Origin of the sequence: Halobaculum sp. MBLA0143 (genome assembly GCF_041361465.1) — an archaeon.
Taxonomy (GTDB): Archaea; Halobacteriota; Halobacteria; order Halobacteriales; family Haloferacaceae; genus JAHENP01.
The window spans coordinates 610,658-628,379 of the sequence record NZ_JBGKAC010000001.1 but is presented as its reverse complement, the minus strand read 5'-3'; the positions used below and the strand labels follow the sequence as shown (position 1 = coordinate 628,379).

Here is a 17,722-nt window from a genome sequence, read left to right as displayed (position 1 = left end):
CGTTCTAGCCGGACGGACACCAACTATCAGTTTCGGCTAACGCCCCTCGAACTCCGGCTCTCGTTTCTCCACGAACGCCGAGACCCCCTCGGCGTGGTCTTGGGTGTCGAACACGGCCGCCTGCGCGCTCGCCTCGTTGCGGATCGCCTGCCCGAGCGACGGGCTGTCGGCCCGGAGCAGTCGCTTCGAGGTACGTAAGGCGACGGAGGGCCCGGACGCGATCTCCTCGATCAGCGCCTCCGCCTCCCGCTCGAACGTCTCGGCGTCGAAGACGTGGTTGGCGATCCCGAGCTCCAGCGCGCGGTCGGCGTCCAGCAGTTCACCCGTGTACACCAGTTCGGCGGCGACGTTGTCGCCGACGAGCCGCGGCAGGAGGAAGGAGGTGCCGGAGTCCACCGCCAGTCCGACGTTGCGGAAGCCGAAGCCGATCCGGGCGTCGGCGTGGAACAGGAGCACGTCGGCGGCGATGGCCAGGTTCGCCCCGGCGCCGAACGCCGGCCCGGTCACCTTCGCCACGGTCGGGAACTCCGACTCGTACAGCCGCCGGACACACCGCCCGGTGTCCTGGATCACGTGTCTGACGGCGTCGTCCAACGGCTCGTCGGCGTCGGCGCGTTCCACCATCGCCTCCACGTCGCCGCCGGCGGAGAACGCCGACTCCTCACCCGCGACGACGACACACCGAGTGTCCGTCCCCTCCAAGCGGTCTAAGGCGGCGACGACGCCGCTCGCCAGCTCCGTCGACAGGGCGTTGCGTCGATCCGGGTCAGTCAGCGTGACGCGCGCGATCCGGCTCTCCGGGTCGCGGGTGAGTTCGACGCGGTCGGTGCCGGTGTGGTCCGTCTCGTCGGGAATCTCGTCGGTCGCCATCGTCAGGCGGGTGGTCGCGGGGGGACTTGCCTCTGCCGGAGTCGTCGGTCACGACGACAACAGCCACTCCTCGAAGGTGTCGCCCAGTACGATACCGACGGCCAGTCCGACGAAGAGTCCCCGTGTTCCGAACGACGAGCCGAAGCCGGCCCCAGCGATGGCACCGCCGATGATCCCGCCGCCGGTTCGCCACGAGCGGGCGGGGCGGCCACCGTCCGTCTCCGTGGTTCCCGTGTCCGCCTCCATAGCCTCCATTTCTTCACCTATCTTATCAAGTTTCTGCATCTGAACCACAGTCTGTCCGATCTGCGTCCCGACGAGCATCGAGAGCCAACTGGTCGCGGTCACCGACGAGAGGTTCGCCAGCGCGAGCGCACCGAGCCGTTGGAGGACCGGGACCGTCGCTTCCGACGAGACGGCTATCAGACCGCCGAGCAACAACTGCGAGAGACGGCTCCGGCGTTCGACCCAGTCGACGCACAGCCCGACGACCGTCGAAACTGCCACGACGGCCGCCCGTCGAACGTCTCGGAGCCGGGTCTCTCTGTTTCCGTCACCCCCTGTGTCGTCACCGTGCGGCTCGTCGTCCTCCGGCGTCGTGTCCGAGTCGTCCACGGGACCGGAGTGGTCCCGGCACTGTACTTCAGGCTTGCCGTCGTCCGTTCACTCCGACTCCTCGACCAGCTCGAACTTCTGGACCTTCCCGGTCGTGGTGCGGGGGAGCTCCTCGACGAACTCGATCTCGCGGGGGTGTTTGTACTCCGCGAGGCTGTCGAGGCAGTACTGTTTCAGCTCCTCTGGCGTCGCCTCGGCGTCGGGCGTCGGCACGACGAACGCCCGAACCGTCTCCCCGCGGCGCTCGTCCGGGACGCCGACGACGGCCGCGTCCGCGACCGCCTCGTGTTCGAACAACAGCTCTTCCACCTCGCGGGGGTAGACGTTGTAGCCGCCGGTGACGATGACGTGTTTCTCGCGGTCGACGACGTAGAAGAAGCCGTCCTCGTCGTGGTAGCCCACGTCACCCGTGTGGAACCACCGCTCGCCGTCCGCCTCCGTGAACGATGTCTCGTTGGCCGCCGGTCGGTCGTGGTAGCCCAGACAGACGTTCGGCCCGCTGACGACGATCTCCCCGGTGACGCCGTCCAGATCCGTCTCGGACTCGTCGACGGGCCCCTCCGACACGGGGGCGACGGCGTCGAACGACTCGTCGACGACGCGTGCGTCGATCCCCGGGAGTGACTTACCGATGGAGCCGACGCGACGCCCCGCGTCGGGGGTGTTGAAGTGTGTCACCGGGCTCGTCTCCGTCAGCCCGTACCCCTCGTAGATCTCCGCGTCGTACAGTTCCTCGAACCGCCGGAGCACCTCCTCGGGGATGCCGGAGCCGCCGACGCCACACAGCCGGAGCCCGGAGAGGTCCGCCTCGCCCCCGTCCGTCGTGACGATGTCGTTGTACATCGCCGGCACGCCGTGGAACACCGTCACGCCGGTCGCCTGAATCGTCGACAACGCCTGTTCGACGTCCCAGGCGGGCAACGGGGCGTACGTCCCGCCGGCGAACAACGTGGCGTTCATGGTCACAGTCATGCCGTAGATGTGGAACAGGGGGAGGACGCCCAGCATCCGGTCGGACGACCGTATCCCGTCGTCGGGTGCGAGCGTCGTCGACACCGCCGCGTTCGACCGGAGGTTCTCGTGGCTCAGGAGGACACCCTTCGGCTGGCCGGTCGTGCCGGAGGTGTACGGCTGACACGCCACGTCGTCGTCGTCGCGCGCGACCGTCTCGAACCCCGGGTCGCCGAGGAACGACTCGAACGACTCGCCGGTCTCGGTCTCGTCGCCGACGGTGACGACCGTCTCCACCGGGGTGTCCTCGCGCACCTCCTCCACGAACGGCACCAGATCCGGGAGCGTGACCACCACACTCGCGCCGGAGTCGGCGAAGATGTGCTCGATCTCCCGGCTCTTGTACTGGGGGTTCGTCGGAACGACCGCGGCGCCCGCTCGGAGGGTGCCGTGGAAGCCGACGACGAACTGCGGGAGGTTCGGCAGGTACAGCGCCACCCGGTCGTCGGCGGCGACGCCGGCGTCCGCCAGCCCGGACGCGAACGCGCCGATCCGCCCCCACAGCGCCCGGTAGTCGAACTCCTGGCCGTCGAACGCGACCGCCGGGGCGTCCGGGTGCGCTTCGGCCGTCGCCGCCACCTCGGTGACGAGATTCACCATGTGTGTGTGACACGACAGCGTCTGTCAAAAGCTTTCGCGCGCCGGAAGCCACGAGACGACACCACGGGAGTGAAGCCCGTCGCGGCCGTAACACGGTCGATGAGAGACACGGAGACGGGGCCGACGCGGCGGCGACTGTTGGCGGCGCTGACCGTCGCCGTCCCCGCGGCCGGCTGTCTGGAGTCGACGAACGAGGGACCGTACGGCGGCTACCTCGCGGACGCGAACGGGTTCGACGGCGTCACCGACCGCACGGACACGGACACGGTCACGGTGGCCGTCGGGGCCGGGCAGGGGCTGGCGTTCGACCCCGCGGCAGTGACGGTGACGACCGGCACGACCGTCCGCTGGGAGTGGACCGGCCAGGGCGGCCGACACAACGTCGCCGCCGAAGACGGGACGCTGTCCAGCAGCTACTACGTCGTCGAGGGGAAGACGTACGAACACACCTTCGAAGAGACTGGCGTCGTGGAGTACTACTGCGCCCCCCACCGCGGCGCGGGGATGCTCGGCGTCGTCGAGGTGGTCTAGCTACCGGCGGAGCGTGTTCACGCCCAACAGACTGTACGCCGGGCAGCTGCTCGTCAGCCCGGTGAACAACATGATCGCGGCGGCCAGCCCCGCGACCGGGGCGACGAGCGCCGGCAGTCCGGTCGTGCCGACGAGTGTTGCGAGCGACACGGCCCCGGCGACGGCGCCGACCAGTACGCGAGCGAGCCCGTCCGTCTCTCCGACGTTCTGTTGCACACTGCACAATACTGCCTGGAGGGTAGTCAGTGTTGGGGTGGCTCAGTGTTCCGCTGGTACGGGCGCGTCGGCCTCGTCGTACTCCTCGCGGAACTCCCCGATGAGCTGGCCCATCTTGGCGTAACACTCGTTGAGCATCCGTTGCATCTCGTCGGCCACCTCGTCGGCCGGCCGGGGGGCGAACACGTGGTAGTACCCGCCGTCGTCGTAGTTGATCTGTTCACGCTCCACCACACCCGCCTCGACGAGTCGGCGTACGGAGCGGTAGGCGGTCGAACGCTCCCGGTCGACCGCCTCGGCGACGTCGTCGACGGTCATCGCCGTCTCGGCGGCCGCGAGCACCTCGAACACCTCTCGGTCGAGATCCTTCAGCCCGTGAAAACAGTCCAACAACCCCTCACACGTCATCTCCCGGCCGAGGTAGTCGCTCATAGCGTCCGGCATCCCCCGAGGGTACGCCACCCCCGGCAAAAAGTGTTGTGTGGTTCGTGAACTACTCCGCGGGAGTGTCGTGTCGGCGTCGTCGTCGCGTATCACAACGGTTTACAGGCGAGGCGGGATACCCCCGCCCGGATGCACAGTGTCGCCGCCTTCACCGACACGTACCTCCCGACGGTGAACGGCGTCACCTACACTGTCAGTACCTGGCGCGACCGGTGGCTCGACCGCGGCGGACGGATGGACGTAGTGTTCCCGGAGGCGCCCAGCTACGACCCGGACCGCGGTGCGGGCGAACACCCTACCCGCAGCTTCGGGTTCCCCTTCTACGAGGGGTTCCGGTTCGGGCTGCCGGGCGTGCCCGACTCCGTCCGACGGCCGGAGCCAGAGGTGGTCCACGCCCACACCCCGTTCGGGCTGGGGTTGTCGGCACTGTACCTCGCGCGCCGGATCGACGCTCCGTTGGTCGCCTCCTACCACACCCCGACTGCGGAGTACGCCGACTACCTCGCCCGCGGCCCGGTCGCGTCCGTCGTGGAGGGGTCCGCCCGTCGGTACGAACGGTGGTTCATGAACCGCGCGGACGTGGTCGTCGCCCCCAGCGAGCCCGCCCGCGAACACCTCCGCGAGATCGGCGTGGACAGCCCCGTCCGGATCGTCCCCAACGGCGTGGACGCGGCGTTCTTCTCCCCGGCCGGCGACGACGCCGTGGCCGCCTTCCGCGAGCGCCACGACCTCCCCGACGGTCCGCTCGTCGGCTACACGGGGCGCCACGGGTTCGAGAAGGAGCTCGATGCGATTCCGCCGGCGGTCGCGGCCGCCGAGACGGACGCGACGCTCGTGTTCGGCGGGGAGGGGCCCGCACGAGAGGCCGTCGCGGCCGCCGCCGACGACCACGGCGTCGACACCCGGTTCCTCGGCTTCCTCGACCGCGAGGAACTGCCGACGTTCTACTCCGCGCTGGACGCGTTCCTGTTCCCCTCGCCCGTCGAGACGCAGGGGCTCGTCGCGCTGGAGGCGACCGCCTGCGGCACCCCCGTCGTCGGCGTCGACGCCGGCGCCCTCGCCGACACCGTCGACGACGGCCACAACGGCCTCCACTTCCCGCCCGGCGACACCGCCGCGTTCGCCGACGCCGTCGACCGAGCGCTGGCGAACCGCGAACGGCTCCGACGGAACTGTCTGGACGACCGCTCCGTCGCCAGTGCCGACCACGCCGTCGACGTGTTGGCGGACGTGTACGACGACGTGCGGTGAGTCGGTGAGCCGCCGCGTCGACGAGCCGGCGAGCGGGCGAGCCGCCGGGTCGACGAGCCGGCGAGCGAACGGTTCAACACCCGGCCGGGCGAACCCGCCGTATGGCCACCGCAGACGACACCTGGCGGTTCCGCGACCGCTTCGGCGAGGAGTTCGGTCGCACCTACTTCAGACGGTTCGGCCCGGGCGTCGTCTCCAGCGTCGGCGTCGGCACCTACCTCGGTGACCCGACGGACGACGACGACGACCGCTACCGCGAGAGCCTCGAGACCGCGCTCGGCACGGGGGTGAACCTCCTCGACACCGCGAGCAACTACCGCGCCGGCCGCAGCGAACGGGTGGTCGGCGACGCGCTCGCCGACAGCGACACCCCCCGCGAGGCGGTCGTCGTCGCCACCAAAGGCGGGTTCGTCCCGTTCGACGGGGAGCGGCCGGACGACCCCGCCGCGTACGTCCGCCGGGAGTTCGTCGACGACGGCCCCCTGGCGCCCGGCGACCTGGCGCGTGGCAGCCACGCCCTGACCCCCGCCTTCCTCGCCGATCAACTCGACCGCTCGGTGTCCCGGCTGGGTGTCGACCGTGTCGACTGTTACTACCTCCACAACCCGGAGACGCAGTTGGCCGTCCGCGACCGTGCGGCCGTCTACGACCAGATCGAGGCCGCTTTCGAGCTGTTGGAGCGGCGCCGCGCCGCCGGCGACCTGGGCCGGTACGGCGTCGCCACCTGGGACGCCCTCCGCGTCCCGCCGTCGGCCGAGGCCCACCTGGACCTGGGGGAGATTCTCACCCGGGCGCGGGCCGCCGCCGACACCGTCGGCGCCGACGACCACGGCTTCGCGGCCGTTCAGCTCCCGTTCAACGTCCGGATGGCCGACGCGTTCACCGTCGCCGCCCACGACCACGACGGCGACCGGGTGAGTGCCCTGGAGTTCGCCCACCGCGAGGGGCTGTCCGTGTTCACGAGCGCCAGCCTCGCACAGGGGGAGCTGACGACGGAGGGGTCGACCCCGCCGGCCGTCGACGCGAGGCTAGAGGGTGACACGCCGGCACAGCGTGCGCTCAACTTCGCTCGGTCGGCGCCGGCGGTGACGGCGGCGCTCGTCGGCGCCAGACGGGTCGACCACCTCCGCGAGAACGTCGCTGCGGGCACGTTCGACCCGATGGGCGCGGGCCAGTTCGACGAAGTGTTCGAGTAGTAGGCTACCCGATCTCCTTCCACTCCCCGCCACACTCCGGACAGACCCGTCGCGTGAACACCTCGTCCGGGTCGTTCTCCGTCTTCAGGTTCTCGTCACAGTTCGCGCACTGGAGCCGCTCGTAGTTGTCCTTCGCCAGATCTCCTCTCCGCAGCCCCTTCCGCACGCTCTCCATACCCTCGCTTACGCTCCCCCGGAGGATAAACGTCCGGACAGAGGTGACGGCACAGACTACGGACCGCACAGACGGCAGACCGGGTAGTCTACCGCACCTGTGTCCCCGGGACGGCGTCCCCTTGGGTGGTCAACAGGTCCGCCTCCTCGCCGGCCGCGAGCAGCATTCCGTTCGACTCCAGGCCGAACAGCTCCGTCGGCTCCAGGTTGGCGACGATCACGACTCGGGTGCCCGGCAGGTCGTCCGTGTCGTGGAGCCGTTTGATCCCGGCGACGATCTGGCGTTCCTCGACGCCGACGTCCACTTCGAGACGGACGAGGTCGTCCGCGTCCTCGACGGGATCGGCGACGAGAATCTCCCCGACACGCAAGTCGAGTTCCTGGAACTGGTCGAAGCCGATGCGGTCCTCGGCGACGGGGTCGAGATCGGTCACGTCCGAGCCGTCGGCCGCGGCGGTCTCGTCAGTTTCGGTCTCGTCCGTCTCTGCCGCGTCCGCGTCGTCTCCGTCCGTCTCGTCACCGTCCGTCGCGGCGGCCACCCGTTCTTCCAGCTTCTCGTTGAGTTCCTCGACCCGCTCGTCTTCGATCTTCTCGAACAGCTCCGTCGGCTCCCGGAGGTCGCCGGACGGTGCCCGGGTCGCGTCCTCGACGGTCGTGTCGTGGACCGACCCGTCCTCGTCGAGCTGTGTCCACAGCTCCTCCGCCTTCCCGGGTGCCACCGGCTCGAACAACACCGCCACCGCACGGGCCAGCTGGACACAGTCGAAGATCACCTGTGCGGCCCGGTCGGGGTCGTCGTCCGTGAGGTTCCACGGCTCCTCCCGCTGGATGTACTCGTTGCCGAAGCGTGCGAGATCCGTCACCGCCTCGCCCACCTGCCGGACGGAGTAGTCGTTCACCCCGTCCCGGACGGCGTCTACGGCGTCTTCGATCTCCGCGCGGACGGGCTCCGAGGCGGTCGCGTCCGGCACGCCGTCGAAGTTGCGGTACGCGAACAGCAACGACCGGTAGAGGAAGTTGCCGACCGTGCCGACCAGCTCCGTGTTCACCCGTTCGCGGAACTTCTCCCAGGAGAAGTCCACGTCCCGTTGGAACGCTCCGTTGGTGGCGAGGTAGTAGCGCAACAGGTCCGGGTGGAACCCCTCCTCGAGGTACTCTTGGGCCCAGACGGCGCGGTCACGCGAGGTGGAGAAGCCCTCGCCGTCGAGCGTCATGAAGCCGCTGGCCATCACCGCCCGGGGCTCACCGTAGCCCACGCCCCGCAACATCGCGGGCCAGAACACGGTGTGGTGTTGGATGATGTCCCGGCCGATGACGTGGACGATCTCCCCGCCGTCGTTGGCCGTCTCCGGCGACGCGAACGGCTCGAAGCCGCCGTCGGCCTCGGGTACCCCCCACGCCTCGCCCCAGTCGAACGTCTCGGCGCCGACCTGCTCCGTGTACTGTTTCGTCGCGGAGACGTACTCGATGGGGGCGTCCACCCAGACGTACAAGACGAGATCGTCCGTCCCCTCGTCGTCTCCCGGGTAGTCGACACCCCAGTCCATGTCGCGGGAGATACACCAGTCCCGCAGTTCCCCTTCGATCCACTCGCGGGGTTGGTTCTGAGCGTTGGCCGTCCCCTCCAGACGGTCGAGGAACGACGAGAGGTACTCCTGGAACTCCGACACCCGGAAGAAGCGGTGTTCCTGTTCGCGGTACTCCGCGGGGTTGCCGGTGATCGTCGACTCCGGCGACTCGATCTCTCCCGGCTCCAGGTGTCGACCGCAGCCGTCGTCACACTCGTCGCCGCGGGCTCGCTCGCCGCAGTACGGGCACGTCCCCTCGACGAACCGGTCCGGCAGCGACTGATCGGCCGCCACGTCGTACGCCACCTCGATGGATCGTTCGTAGACGTGGTCCTCGTCGATCAGGGTCTGGACGAACTCCCGGGTGGTGGCGTGGTTCGTCTCGTCGTCCGTGTGGCCGTAGCTGTCGAACTCCACGCCGAACTCCGGGAACGTCTCCCGGTACTGTTCGTGGTAGCCGGTCGCCAGCTCCGCCGGCTCGACCCCCCGTTGTTCGGCCAGGACGGCGATGGCCGTGCCGTGCATGTCCGACCCACAGACGAACGCCGTCTCCTGGCCGACCGACTCCAACGCCCGGGCGTACACGTCGCCGCCGACGTACGTCCGGAGGTGTCCGATGTGGAGGTCACCGTTGGCGTACGGCAGCCCACACGTCACCACCGCCGGCGACTCCGTCGGAAAGTCCTCGTGGCTCACGTCCGTGTCTCTGGAGTCGGGGACTCATTAAACGCCCCGTTCGTCGCCGCCCGTCGCCGGACTCACCGACCGCTCCCGTCGCCGGTCACTGGAGCTCCCCGTCCATCGCGTCGAACAACCGCGACTCCAGCTGCTCGCCCCGGGGCGCGGTCACCTCGCGGGTGCCGTCCGCCTGGACCGCCGGCGGAACGCGCCCGCCGCCCATTCGGGCGTGGCCGCCGGCAGAGGCGTTCGGGAGGTCACCGACGGCCGCGTCCAACGCTCGACCCATGTGAACCCGGTCGTCGCGCGACCGTCCGGAGAGGTGGAGCGTGCCGTCCTTGTCGCCGACGACGACCACCGCCGACACCCCCTCCAGTCCGACGAGCTCGTCTGCGGCCTGCGGGATAGCGTCCGCGTTCGACACCGACCCGACGTCGCTGACGGCGTACGACCCCTGGATCTCCCGGCCGGCGATGGCTCGGGCCTTCACCTCCAGCGTCTCCGTCGACACGTCCGGGTCGGCGATACGCGACAGGAGGTCCTCGTCGACGCCCGGAGAGAGGTAGCCCGCGGCCGCGAAGTCGGCGTCCGACGCCCCGCGAGTGAGCCGGGCCGTGTCCGACAACACCCCGTACAACAGCCCCGTGGCGATCCAGGTCGGCAGCGCCGGGTCCGCCACCTCGCTGTCGTGACGGTCCGGCGGCACCGGGGTGGCGTTCAGATCCCGGAAGTACTCCGCGACGAGACTGGCGGAGGCGCCGTAGTCCGTCCGCACGTCGGTGAACTCCTCGGCGGAGCCGTCCCCGGGGTGGTGGTCCACCACGACCGCCGGGAGGACGCCGTCGGCGCCGCCGAACCCTCGGGGTTCGTTGTGGTCGACGAGGACGACCGCCTCCGCAGAGATGTCCGTGACGTGGTCGATACACTCCAGCTCGACGTCCAACACCGTCCGGAAGGCGCGGTTCTCCTGGCGCCGCACCTGCCCGGAGTACTGGATCGTCGTCTCCGTGTCGACCCAGTCTGCCAGCTTCGCGACGCCGACGCCGGCGGCCATCGCGTCCGCGTCCGGGTCCGGGTGCAGCAGGACCGACACCTCGTCGTACTCCCGCAACACGTCCCGGAGTCGCTCGCCGGGTGACTGGCGCAGTCGCCGGGCGACGACCACCGCCAGCCCCACGAGGACCACTCCGACGACGACCGCCGCCGCCAGCACGTCTGGCCCGACACCCAGGGCCTCGCGTGTCGCCTGCGACAGTCGGTCGATCTGTGGCGGGAACATACACACAGACGCAGTAGACCGAGACACAAGAAAGTACGCGACCGTTCAACCGCCCGACTGCGACGGATTCTCCCCGAGTTTCGACGTTCGTCGTCACCCGTCGTCGGCCGCGCGGTGGTCGGCGACGGCCGCTCGGTACCCCTCGTGGACGGTCGGGTACTCGGGGTCGTACCCCAGTCCGCGGAGCTTCGCGTTGTCGACGCGCTTGCTCGTCTGGATCCGTCGGCGCGCGGCCGCCGACAGGTCACCCGCAGCCAGTCGCTCTGCTTTCGTCCGCTTGTCCGGGCGTTCGACGCCACACTCGTCGGCGAGCCAGTCGGCGAACGACCACTTGTCGACCGGTTCGTCGTCCGCGACCACGACGACCTCGCCACGGGCGTGGTCGGCCGGCCGCGCCCGCGGGTCGCCGCCCGACTCCTCGTTCGAGCGGCCGGTCAGGAGGAACGCGACCGCACCGGCCGCGTCGTCGCGGTGGACGGAGTTGAGGTACCCCTCCGTCACCGGCCCCTCCAGGTACCGGGAGAGGCGGTAACGCTCCGGACCGTACAGCCCCGCGAAGCGGGCGACCGTGCCGTCGATACCCGCCTCGCCGGCCGTCTCGACGGCGACCCGCTCGGCTTCCACGAGCACCTCCGTCTTCTCCGTCTGTGGGTCCAGCGAGGTGTCCTCGTCCACCCAGTCGCCGTCGTGGTCGCCGTACACGCCGGTGCTGGAGGTGTAGACGAGCCTGTCCGGCGGCGACGACCGGTCGGCGTACGTCCGGATCGTGTTCCGTAGCCCGTCGACGAACACGCGCCGGGCGGCGTCGGCGCCGCGGCCGCCGCTGCTGGCGGCGAACACGACCGCGTCCGCGTCCGGCAGCGCCTCCAACGTCTCCGGGTCCGTCACGTCCGCGGCGACGGCGGAGACACCGGCCTCACGGACCGGCGCCGGCGACCGCCGCACCCCAGTCACCTCGTGGCCCAGGCCGTCCAGCCGGCGACACAGCGCCAGCCCGACGTAGCCCGCGCCGACGACAGTCACCCGCACGGCTACTCCCGCGATCGGATCAACGACTGGATCGCCGCCAGTTCGTCCAGCCGCAGTCTGATCTGCCCCTCCAGCGCCTGGCGCACCTCGCGGCCGTCCAGCTCGCTGTCGATCTCGACGGCCACCGTGTCTACGTCCAGGATCGCGGTCGACAGCCCCATCATGAGGTCGTCGCGCACCTCGGCGACGACCACGTCCGCGTCGGGTCCGTCGACGGCGAGCACCGCCGCGGCGTCCGAGACGGTCGCGTCGGCCACCTCCCCCGACTGGAACGCCGCGAGCGTCTCCGCGGGGACGCCGCTGGCGTCCGCGACCGTCTCCCGGCCGTGTTCGTCGACCACGGCCCCGAGCTCGGCTGCGTACGCCGCCTCCAGGTCCGCGGGCGTCGGCTCGTCTGCCTCCGGCAACGCGTCGTACAACATGTCCGTCGATGGGAACCGTGCCCGCAAAACCGTTGCCACTCCCGCAGATCGCTCACGCGGACGCGAGCCGGTCTGCGGTGACGACCCGGACGGACGCCGGCCGTTTGACGAACTCCCCGCTGGACTGCGCGACGATCTGTTCGACCCCCCGTTGGGCGGCCACGTCTAACAGTCGCTGGTCCACCTGGCCGTCGACGACGAGCGCGAACCCCGTCGTCTCCTCGTCTGCGAGCGTGTCGAACGCCGCGCCGACCGGCACGTCCGCGACGACTTCCATCTCGCGGTCCAGCAGTCGGGCCGTGTTCGTCCCGGCGTCGATCACCGCCTCGACGTGCCCGCGCAGGGTCGCCGGGGTGCCGGCGCTCGACTCGTCGCCGTCGACCGTCTCGTCTGTCTCACGCTCCTCCTCGTCGTCGACCGACTCGTCCGTCTCGTCGCTGTCGGCTCTCTCGTCTGTCTCTGCCTCCTCCTCGCCGTCGGTCGACCCGTCCGTCTCGTCGCTGTCGGCTCTCTCGTCGCCGTCGACCGATCCGTCCGTCTCGTCGCTGTCGGCTCTCTCGTCGCCGTCGACCGATCCGTCCGTCTCGTTTTCCACGTCGCCGTCGACCGATCTGTCTGTCTCGCTCTCCGCCTCGCCGTCGACCGACTCGCCTGTCTCGCTCTCCGCCTCGCCGTCGACCGATCCGTCCGTCTCCTCACCGTCGACTCTCTGGTCTACTCCGTCGCCGTCGGCGTCGGTCGTATCGTCACCGTCGGTCGTGTCGTCACCGTCGGTCGTCGGCCCGTCGTTGGCAATCTCGTCGGCGACTGCCTCCGGGTCGACGGAGACGGTGCCGTCGCTCGTCGTCCCGACGCCGCCGATCGCCTCGCGACTGTCCGTGCCGCTCGTGCGGACGCTCCCGGTCGTCCGATCGTTGTCTTCGTCGTCCGCGGCCACCGACGGCTCCGACTCGCTGGCGCCGTTCGTCGACGCCCGGCTGCTCGGCCGTGTCGCCTCCTCCTGGTCGGCCGCCGGCAGCGTCTCGAACGGCACCTTGTCCCGGAGCGCGTTCATCACGGCCTCGCGAGAGAGGTCCTCGACGGACGTCCCCTCCGGGGCGTACGCGACGTAGTCCACGTCGCCCACCTGCGCGAGCTCGCGCAGGATCAGGTCGCCGCCGCGGTCGCCGTCGAGAAACGCCGTCACGGTACGGTCCTGGGTGAGGTCGGCCACCTCGCTCGGGACGTTCGTCCCTTCGACGGCGACGGCGTTCTTGATACCGTAGTCCAGCAGTGTCGTCACGTCCGCGCGTCCCTCGACGACGATCACCGCGTCGGAGTCGGTCACTCGCGGGCCGGCGGGGTAGCCGGCGTAGTCGTCGATCCGTTCGACCCGCTGGGCGTCACGAACCTCCGCGAGGATCTCCGTCGAGTCCATCACGCCGTCGTCGAACGACTCCGCCAACAGCTCTTTCGCGCGTTCGACTACCTCCCGACGCTTGGCGGCGCGCATGTCCTCGATCTCCGCGACCTCGACGCGCGCCTCACACGGGCCCACCCGCGTGATCGACTCCAACGAGGCCGCCAGAATCGCCGTCTCGACTTTGTCGAGACTGGAGGTGATCGTCAGTTCGCCGAACGACTGTCCGTGTTCGCTGTCGATCTCGACGTCGATACGCCCGATCTTCGAGGACTCCTGGAGGCCCCGGAGGTCCAGTTCGTCGCCCAACAGTCCCTCCGTCTGTCCGAACACCGCGCCGACGACGTCCGACCGCTCGACGACGCCGTCCGCGGTGATGCGTGCGTGAATGAGGTACTTCGATGTGTCTTCCATTGTGATCCCCTCCTCGGGGGTGTGATGGTGATCTGGTGAACTGCCGTCGTGGTGCGGCTGATCGTGTCACCGAGCGGTGTAACCCGGCCCGGTCGGATATACCTGTCGTACCTCCGAAAACTGTGGTCCCGTCGAACACATTTCTCCAGAATCAGGCTGAGACAAACGGTCCACCGACGGTATCACGCCGTCGAGTCGTCGCCGTCCGCCGTGTCCACGTCGTCGTCCCCGTCGGTCGTCTCCGCGTCGCTGTCCCCCGTCGTGTCGTCGCCGTCGTCGTACATCGCTGCCGTGAGTCGCCGTGCCTCCGCGAGCACGTTCTCCGTCTCCTCCGCGTCCGCCGTGGCGTCGTACCCCCGGCCCGCGGGCGTCTGTCGCACCGTGTCCCGACCGTGTGCGTGGTCCCCGCCCTGACCGTGGTCCGGTCCGTGACCGTGGTCGTCGCCTTCGGTCGTGTCCTCGAACACCTCGTCGTACGTCGCCGACTCGGCGTGGTCGGCGGCGCGGTCCGCCAGCGACGACGGCTCTAGCTCCTCCCACTCCGGCACCTGGTCGTCCAGCCACGCCTCGTGATCCCCGCCGCGCAGCATCGCGGTGAAGGCGAGGTGGTTGGCGAGGTGTTCGGCGTCCCGCTGAGGGGTGTCACACACCGGACAGGCGTAGCCCATGCTCCCGAGTGGGGGTTCGACGGCCGTAGGCGTGTCGGAGGCGGGCGGATAGAGTCGGTGTTCGCTCGTCAGTCGATGAGGTGATCCAGTGCGCGGTTGTCCTCGTCGACTTCTTCGATGAACTGGAGGAACCGCTGGACGGCATCGGGATTCTCCTCCACGTTGGCGAGATAGTGAAGTGTCGCCTGAACAGCTCGATTCTGCTTGTGGTAGTCCCACCGGCGTAGTTCAGAGAGGAGGTCGCCGTCGTCGAGTGGTTCCACACCACGCGACCGGAGGTGATTTCTCGCTCCGTCAGACAGTTCTCGACACATCGCAATCGGAACTGTCGTCGTGTCTTCCGCGAGTTGTATTGTCGTTCCAAGCTCCCCGTCGACGTTCGACTCGTCGATCAGAAGGTCCTTTACCTCGACCGAAATCATCAGATCCGGGCCGAGGAATCCGTCGATGTCTCCGTATCGGTTCTGTCTCGACGAGCCAGTGCGGACTTTACTGGCACGGAACGAGAGGTGAGACCACTCGGCTTTACTGTAGCCGTACGCAATCGCCTGAAACGCCAGTCCGCCGTTCTCGTCCGGATGACTCCGCTCGTACTCGCGGACGACGGCAGAGAACGGTGTCGGAAACGCCGGTTCTCTCGACTCTAGACGCTTCTCTTGCAGCTTCTCCAGTCCAACTTCGAACAGCCGCACCGTAGCTTCGAATCGGCCGGACCGAGAGAGTCTGAACGCCTGTTCCAGGAGATCACTGTAGTCACGCCAGTTTCCAGTGTGGTGTCCTGGCGAACTCGGGAAGTTCGTCCGTCGGAGATCGTAGATGAACAGGTCACGGATCTCGTTCTGAACAGAGCGAATCCCGTACTGATTGCCATCATAGAGGACCGTCAGCGTCTTCGTGTCCTTCGTATCGTATCGGTCGAAGATGTCGTCTGTCGTGATATCCGGGTCGAACCCTGACCGCCAGCCGTCCACCTGTGATAGTTCTTCCGCGACGATCAGAAAGTCGAGTGCGACTCCTAGTTCCCCGACGTTGTCGTGGAGTGAGTCGGCGACAGTCGCCACCATCGACTGGACTGTGTCACGCTCTGCTGGCGTCCCGTCGAACACCGGCACCCGTTCGGGGAAGTGGTCGGAGAGAAATTCGCGGGCCTCCGTCGGGAGTTCCGGGTCAGTCATCCGAACGCCCCTCGAGTCGTGTTGCGACTTCGTCGCCTAAATCTGTCAGAGTGTAGAGCTTGGCTCTGGAGTCCGACGAGTGCGAGCGGACTAACTGCCTCTCGCGCAGTTCGGCGAGAGCGCGGCTAACGTGTGGTCTCGCCAGGTCGTTCTCGTCTGCGATTCGACTCGGCTGTCTCGGACGAGCATCGAGACACTCGGTCACCAGACGACGGTACTTCGAGCTACTGACGTACGCGACGAGTTCGAGTAGCTCCGCCTCGCCGTCGTCTCCGGCGTTCACTGTCGCAGTCACCTTGCCGTCTACTCATTACGAGCACCGAGTAAAGAAAAAGCTACCAAATGGTTACCAGACAGTTACCAACTATTGCCCTGGTGCGAATCCTTAAACAGCATCTGGCGACAAAGACGTGTGATGGCCGGAGAGCTGAGCTACGTCGACCTGTTTGCGGGCGCAGGTGGGCTGTCCGTCGGGCTCGAACGGGCGGGCTTCGAGTTGGTCCACGCGGTCGAGGTGGACGAAGACGCCCGCCAGACGTTCACAGACAACCGGGACGGGCTCGCGGCCACAGACCTCTCGGGCGACATCCGCGAGGTAGCGCTGGCCGAGATCCCAGAAGTCGTCGGCCGCGACCGTGTCGATCTCGTCGTCGGGGGGCCGCCGTGTCAGGGGTTCTCGGAGGTTGTCAGCCCGGATGGCTCCGACGAGCGGAATCACCTGTTCGAGAACTTCGTCGACTGGGTGGCAGCGCTCGATCCGACGGCGGTGTTGTTCGAGAACGTCCGTGGGATGCAGAAGACCGCCGGCGGAGAGTTTCTGGAGGCGGTGACGGCCTCGTTCGACCGTCTCGGCTACGACGTGACACACCGCGTGGTCGAGGCATCGGAGTTCGGCGTCCCACAGCACCGCCGACGGCTCCTCGTGTTGGCCTCGAAGTCTGACGTTGCCGAGAGTCCGTTCGACGAGTTCGATCTCGACACAATCTCCGAACCGGGCGTCGCAGACGCCATCGGCGATCTGCCGCGCGTCGCTCCCGGCGAGGAAGCCACCCAGTACACGGCACAGCCAGAGACCGCGCTACAGGCGGATCTCCGCGGCGACACGACGAAACTGTCTGCACACGTCGCTGCGAACCACAGCGACGACATGGTGGAGATGATCTCACACATCCCAGACGGCGGCGACCGGACGGCGATTCCAGCGGAGCTACAGCCGTCGTCTGGCTACCACAACTCCTACTCTCGGCTGGACTCGACGGCGCCGGCAGTTGCGATCACCTCGAACATGTCCAAGCCGTCGAGCGCCCGGTGTATCCATCCGTTCGAGGACCGCGGGCTCACGCCCCGCGAGGGGGCACGGCTCCAGACGTTTCCGGACGACTACCGGTTCAGTGGTGGGCTCGTCTCCGTTCGCCGACAGATCGGGAACGCCGTGCCGCCGTATCTGGCCGAGGCCGTCGGCTACTACCTCCGGAGAGACGTGTTCGGCGAGACGCTGTCGCGTGGAGACCGCGAGCGCGTCCACCGGCTCCGGTCCGGTGGCCGCTCGCTGTCGGAGTTCGAATCGTCGGCGACGACGGACGGCTTCGCCAAGCAGGCGACGCTCGACTCCGCCGACTGACCGAGGTCACCCCCGTTCGCCCCGGATCCAGTCGCCCAACTCCAGCGCCATCACGTACGCCGCCTCCCCGTCGCCGTAGTACCGCGGCTCCGTCCGGACGGGCTCGAACCCCTCGGAGTCGTACAGCCGTTGTGCGCGGGTGTTCGACGCCCGGACCTCTAACTTCACGACGCTCGCCCCGGCGGCGGCGAGTCGGTGGAGCCCCCGTCGGAGCAGCCGCCGCCCCAGCCCGCTCCCCTGGGCGTCCGGTCTGACGGCGATGTCTTTGATGTGGCCGATGTCGCGGCCGTGGTTCGGCGTCACGTCGCCGACGACGTAGCCGACGATTCCGGAGCCGTCGGCGTACTGCTCGGCCGCCGGGTCGACGGGCGGGCGGTCGGTGTCCCGCTCGGCGACCAGGAACGCCGGCGCAGACAGCAGTCGCTCGAACGCCGCGTACGGCCACGGCTGTTCGAACGCGGTCTTCTCGATCCGGTAGACGGACAGCAGGTCCTCACGACACGCCTCCCGGACGACGACCCCCCCGTCGTGGTTACCCGACGCCACAGTCGTCACGGAACG

General features: G+C 68.7%; 19 protein-coding genes. 4 read left to right on the top strand and 15 right to left on the bottom strand.

Going from position 1 to position 17,722, the window contains the following annotated elements; translation table 11 throughout:
• Positions 1–36: 36 nt before the first annotated feature.
• The 3 genes from RYH79_RS03265 to RYH79_RS03255 are packed head-to-tail and all read right to left on the bottom strand — an operon-like array spanning position 37 to position 3,096.
• Positions 37–870 carry an enoyl-CoA hydratase/isomerase family protein gene (locus RYH79_RS03265; RefSeq protein WP_370896186.1) on the bottom strand — a complete coding sequence of 278 codons (834 nt, stop codon included), beginning with the start codon at positions 868–870 and terminating at the stop codon, positions 37–39.
• A 48-nt stretch (positions 871–918) separates the two neighbouring features.
• Entirely contained in the window at positions 919–1,485 is a 567-nt protein-coding gene (locus RYH79_RS03260; protein ID WP_370896184.1) for a hypothetical protein, read from the bottom strand.
• Positions 1,486–1,533: 48 nt separating this feature from the next.
• On the bottom strand, positions 1,534–3,096 hold the full coding sequence (locus tag RYH79_RS03255) for a long-chain-fatty-acid--CoA ligase (RefSeq protein ID WP_370896182.1): 1,563 nt from the start codon (positions 3,094–3,096) through the stop codon (positions 1,534–1,536).
• 99 nt (positions 3,097–3,195) lie between these two features.
• Between RYH79_RS03255 and RYH79_RS03250 the strand changes: the two genes are divergently transcribed.
• Complete coding sequence (locus RYH79_RS03250) at positions 3,196–3,627, top strand: halocyanin domain-containing protein (RefSeq protein WP_370896180.1); 432 nt, start codon at positions 3,196–3,198, stop codon at positions 3,625–3,627.
• Here RYH79_RS03250 and RYH79_RS03245 read toward each other — a convergent pair whose 3' ends face one another.
• Entirely contained in the window at positions 3,628–3,843 is a 216-nt protein-coding gene (locus RYH79_RS03245; RefSeq protein ID WP_370896178.1) for a YgaP family membrane protein, read from the bottom strand.
• A gap of 42 nt (positions 3,844–3,885) precedes the next feature.
• Positions 3,886–4,287, bottom strand: coding sequence for a helix-turn-helix domain-containing protein (locus RYH79_RS03240; protein ID WP_370896176.1), 402 nt, complete (start codon positions 4,285–4,287; stop codon positions 3,886–3,888).
• A 129-nt stretch (positions 4,288–4,416) separates the two neighbouring features.
• Here RYH79_RS03240 and RYH79_RS03235 point away from each other — a divergent pair, with 129 nt between their 5' ends.
• Positions 4,417–5,538 carry a glycosyltransferase gene (locus RYH79_RS03235; protein WP_370896174.1) on the top strand — a complete coding sequence of 374 codons (1,122 nt, stop codon included), beginning with the start codon at positions 4,417–4,419 and terminating at the stop codon, positions 5,536–5,538.
• 101 nt (positions 5,539–5,639) lie between these two features.
• Positions 5,640–6,734, top strand: coding sequence for an aldo/keto reductase (locus tag RYH79_RS03230; protein ID WP_370896172.1), 1,095 nt, complete (start codon positions 5,640–5,642; stop codon positions 6,732–6,734).
• A gap of 4 nt (positions 6,735–6,738) precedes the next feature.
• Here the strand turns inward: RYH79_RS03230 and RYH79_RS03225 are convergent, their stop codons facing one another.
• The 9 genes from RYH79_RS03225 to RYH79_RS03185 all read right to left on the bottom strand — a co-directional run bounded on the left by RYH79_RS03225 (position 6,739) and on the right by RYH79_RS03185 (position 15,823).
• The gene (locus tag RYH79_RS03225; RefSeq protein WP_370896169.1) at positions 6,739–6,909 is read right to left on the bottom strand and encodes an HVO_0758 family zinc finger protein; all 171 of its coding nucleotides are present in this window, start codon (positions 6,907–6,909) and stop codon (positions 6,739–6,741) included.
• An 88-nt stretch (positions 6,910–6,997) separates the two neighbouring features.
• Entirely contained in the window at positions 6,998–9,172 is a 2,175-nt protein-coding gene (gene metG / locus RYH79_RS03220) for a methionine--tRNA ligase (protein ID WP_370896167.1), read from the bottom strand.
• 85 nt (positions 9,173–9,257) lie between these two features.
• Complete coding sequence (locus tag RYH79_RS03215) at positions 9,258–10,433, bottom strand: DHH family phosphoesterase (protein WP_370896165.1); 1,176 nt, start codon at positions 10,431–10,433, stop codon at positions 9,258–9,260.
• A 93-nt stretch (positions 10,434–10,526) separates the two neighbouring features.
• Positions 10,527–11,462, bottom strand: coding sequence for an NAD-dependent epimerase/dehydratase family protein (locus RYH79_RS03210; protein WP_370896163.1), 936 nt, complete (start codon positions 11,460–11,462; stop codon positions 10,527–10,529).
• A 2-nt stretch (positions 11,463–11,464) separates the two neighbouring features.
• On the bottom strand, positions 11,465–11,884 hold the full coding sequence (locus tag RYH79_RS03205; protein ID WP_370896161.1) for a DUF5791 family protein: 420 nt from the start codon (positions 11,882–11,884) through the stop codon (positions 11,465–11,467).
• 52 nt (positions 11,885–11,936) lie between these two features.
• Positions 11,937–13,697, bottom strand: a complete 1,761-nt coding sequence (gene dnaG / locus RYH79_RS03200) for a DNA primase DnaG (protein ID WP_370896159.1) — start codon at positions 13,695–13,697, stop codon at positions 11,937–11,939.
• A gap of 182 nt (positions 13,698–13,879) precedes the next feature.
• Positions 13,880–14,365, bottom strand: a complete 486-nt coding sequence (locus tag RYH79_RS03195) for a DUF5810 domain-containing protein (RefSeq protein ID WP_370896157.1) — start codon at positions 14,363–14,365, stop codon at positions 13,880–13,882.
• A gap of 68 nt (positions 14,366–14,433) precedes the next feature.
• A complete protein-coding gene (locus RYH79_RS03190; RefSeq protein ID WP_370896155.1) occupies positions 14,434–15,540 on the bottom strand; it encodes a hypothetical protein in 1,107 nt (368 codons plus the stop codon).
• Positions 15,533–15,823, bottom strand: a complete 291-nt coding sequence (locus RYH79_RS03185) for an ArsR family transcriptional regulator (protein ID WP_489753359.1) — start codon at positions 15,821–15,823, stop codon at positions 15,533–15,535. Before RYH79_RS03185 ends, RYH79_RS03190 begins: the two co-directional genes overlap by 8 nt.
• A 132-nt stretch (positions 15,824–15,955) precedes the next feature.
• On the opposite strand from RYH79_RS03185, the gene RYH79_RS03180 reads away from it, so the two are divergent.
• The gene (locus RYH79_RS03180) at positions 15,956–17,161 is read left to right on the top strand and encodes a DNA cytosine methyltransferase (protein WP_370896151.1); all 1,206 of its coding nucleotides are present in this window, start codon (positions 15,956–15,958) and stop codon (positions 17,159–17,161) included.
• Between the two features lie 6 nt (positions 17,162–17,167).
• On the opposite strand, the gene RYH79_RS03175 is transcribed toward RYH79_RS03180, so the two are convergent.
• Positions 17,168–17,716, bottom strand: a complete 549-nt coding sequence (locus RYH79_RS03175; RefSeq protein WP_370896149.1) for a GNAT family N-acetyltransferase — start codon at positions 17,714–17,716, stop codon at positions 17,168–17,170.
• Positions 17,717–17,722 lie beyond the last annotated feature (6 nt).